The organism is Streptomyces sp. NPDC002809 (assembly GCF_040295435.1).
Lineage (GTDB): Bacteria > Actinomycetota > Actinomycetes > Streptomycetales > Streptomycetaceae > Streptomyces.
The window spans coordinates 1-3176 of the sequence record NZ_JBEOVJ010000167.1; the positions used below are offsets into that span (position 1 = coordinate 1).

A 3176-nucleotide genomic window follows, 5' to 3' on the forward strand; every position below is an offset into this window, starting at 1 on the left:
ACGGTGGGTGCGGTTGCGTTGGCGGGTGAGGGTCTGTCGGATGTGGCCGGTGCGGCTGTGTGGGGGTTGGTGCGGTCGGCGCAGTCGGAGAATCCCGGGCGGGTGGTGCTGCTGGACGGCGAGCTGGACGAACTCGCCGAGGTGGCACAGGTGGCAGCCCTGGGCGAGTCGCAGGTGGTGGTGCGCGAGGGACGTGCGCACCTGGGCCGCTTGGTGCGCACGGCACAGCCGGCCGATGAGGAAGGCGGCGTGGAGTTCGGCTCCGTGGGGACGGTGTTGTTGACGGGTGGTACGGGGACGTTGGGCCGATTGTTCGCGCGTCATTTGGTTGTGCAGCGTGGAGTGCGGCGGTTGGTGTTGACGAGTCGGCGTGGTGCCGGGGCGGAGGGTGTGGGGGAGCTGGTTGCGGAGTTGACCGGTTTGGGAGCCGAGGTGGTGGTCGAGGCGTGTGATGCGGCTGACCGGGAGGCCCTGGCGGGTGTGCTGGGGGCGATTCCGGTGGATCGGCCGTTGGTGGGTGTGGTGCATCTGGCGGGTGTGCTGGATGACGGGGTGATCGGTTCGCTGACGCCTGAGCGGGTGGGGGCGGTGTTGCGTCCGAAGGTGGATGCGGCGCTGAACCTGCACGAGCTGACGCAGGGCATGAACCTCGCCGCCTTCGTCCTCTTCTCCTCCGTGGCCGGCACCTTCGGCAACGCGGGCCAGGGCAACTACGCCGCGGCGAACGCGTTCCTGGACGCGCTGGCCACGTACCGCAGGGCCGAAGGGCTCCCCGCCCAGTCCCTCGCCTGGGGCTTCTGGGACGAGGCCAGCGGAATGACCGGCAAGCTGTCCGGCGCCGAACGCTCCCGTATCTCGTCCGTGGGCGGCGTCTTCCCGATCTCCTCGGAACGGGGCGTGGCCCTCTTCGACGCAGCCCTGCGCATGGACCTGCCGGTGGTGGTTCCGGTGCAGCTCGACCTCGCCGCCGTACGCGCCCAGGGCGAAAGCAGCCGCGAACTCTTCCGCACCCTCGTCCCGGTCGTCACCCGGCGCAAGGCCACGGGCCATGTCGAGGCGAACGGCCTTCAGCAGCGGCTCGCACGCCTCGCCGAGCCCGAGCGCGAAGGCGTCATGCTGGAGGTCGTCCTCGAACAGGTCGCCTCCGTCCTCGGCTACAGCTCACTCCAGGCCATCGAACCGGAGAAGGCGTTCAAGGACCTCGGCTTCGACTCCCTGCGCGCGGTGGAGTTCCGCAACGCACTGGCCGACGCCACCGCGCTCCGTCTCCCCGCCACGGTCGTCTTCGACTACCCCACCCCTGTGGCCCTGGCCCGCCACCTGCTCACCGAGGTGTCCGGCGCCGACGCACCCGCGACGGCCGCCCTCCCCGCAGTGCGCACGAACCCCGCCGCTCACGCCGACGACCCGATCGCGATCGTGGGCATGGCGTGCCGCTACCCGGGCAACGTCGGTTCACCCGAAGCCCTCTGGCAGGCCGTGACCGAGGGCGCCGACCTCATCTCCGACTTCCCGACCGACCGGGGCTGGGACCTGCGGAAGATCTACGACCCTGAAGGCATACGGCCGGACACCAGCTATGTCGCCCGCGGTGGGTTCCTCGACGACGCACCCGGATTCGACCCGGCGTTCTTCGGCATCAGCCCGAACGAGGCCCTGATCATGGACCCGCAGCAGCGGCTCCTCCTGGAGACCTCCTGGGAGGCGTTCGAACGGGCCGGCATCGACCCGCTCTCCCTCAAGGAGAGCCGGACCGGCGTATTCGCCGGAATGATGTACCACGACTACGCCCACAACGCGAGCACGGGCGGCATCGCCTCCGGCCGGATCTCCTACGTACTCGGCCTGGAAGGCCCGTCGATGACGGTGGACACCGCGTGCTCCTCGTCCCTGGTGGCCCTGCACCTCGCGATCCAGGCGCTGCGCTCCGGAGAGTGCTCCCTCGCGCTGGCGGGCGGCGTGGCCGTCATGTCGGAGCCCGAGGTCTTCGTGGAGTTCAGCCGTCAGCGCGGGCTGGCGAAGGACGGCCGGTGCAAGTCGTTCGCGGGTGCCGCGGACGGTGCCGCGTGGTCCGAGGGCGTCGGTGTCCTGCTGGTCGAGCGGCTGTCGGACGCCCGGCGGCTCGGGCACGAGGTCCTGGCGGTACTGCGGGGCAGTGCGGTCAATCAGGACGGTGCGAGTAATGGGCTGACGGCTCCGAATGGTCCGTCGCAGCAGCGGGTGATCCGTGCGGCGTTGGCTGATGCGCAGATTTCGTCGGATCAGGTGGATCTGGTGGAGGCGCACGGGACGGGGACCCGGTTGGGTGATCCGATCGAGGCGCAGGCGTTGCTGGCAACGTACGGGCAGGGGCGTCCGGAGGGCGATCCGTTGTGGCTGGGGTCGTTGAAGTCGAACCTGGGGCATGCGCAGGCGGCTGCCGGTGTGGGCGGTGTGATCAAGGCGGTGCAGGCGATCCGGCATGGTGTGCTGCCGAGGACGTTGCATGTGGATGTGCCGACGCCGCAGGTGGATTGGGCCGCGGGTGCGGTGAAGTTGTTGACGGAGTCGCGTGCCTGGCCGGTGCGGGATCGACCGAGGCGTGCGGGTGTGTCGTCGTTCGGACTGAGTGGGACGAACGCGCATGTGATCGTGGAGCAGGCTCCGGTGGTGGAGGAGCCGGAGGCGGTTGCGGCGGCCGAACTGCCTGTGGTGCCTGTGGTGTTGTCGGCGCGGAGTGAGGTCGGGCTGTCGGCGCAGGCCGGGAAGCTGCTTGCTCTGATGGAGGGGGACTCCTCTCCTTCGCTGTTGGATGCGGGATTCTCGTCGGTGGTGTCGCGTGCGGTGCTGGAGCATCGTGCGGTGGTGGCGGTGTCGGACCGTGAGGAACTGGTCCGGGGCCTGACCGCACTGGTCACGGGGGAGCCGTCCTCGTCGGTGGTGCGGGGGGCTGCGCGGTCGGCGGGCAAGGTTGCGTTCCTGTTCACGGGTCAGGGTGCGCAGCGGCTTGGTATGGGCCGCGAGCTGCATGGGGCGTTTCCGGTGTTCGCGGAGGCGTTCGATGCGGTGCTGGTTGAGTTGGACGCCCGGCTGGGCCGCTCCCTGCGTGAGGTGGTGTGGGGTGAGGATGCTGGTCTGTTGAACGGGACGATGTTCGCTCAGGCGGGGTTGTTCGCGGTGGAGACTGCGTTGTTCCG

At 69.7% G+C, this 3176-nt stretch carries 1 protein-coding gene; it reads left to right on the forward strand.

Annotated features, from left to right (window positions below):
- A partial coding sequence (locus ABT025_RS39295) for a type I polyketide synthase (protein ID WP_351003616.1) occupies positions 1-3176 on the forward strand: 3176 nt, incomplete at both ends.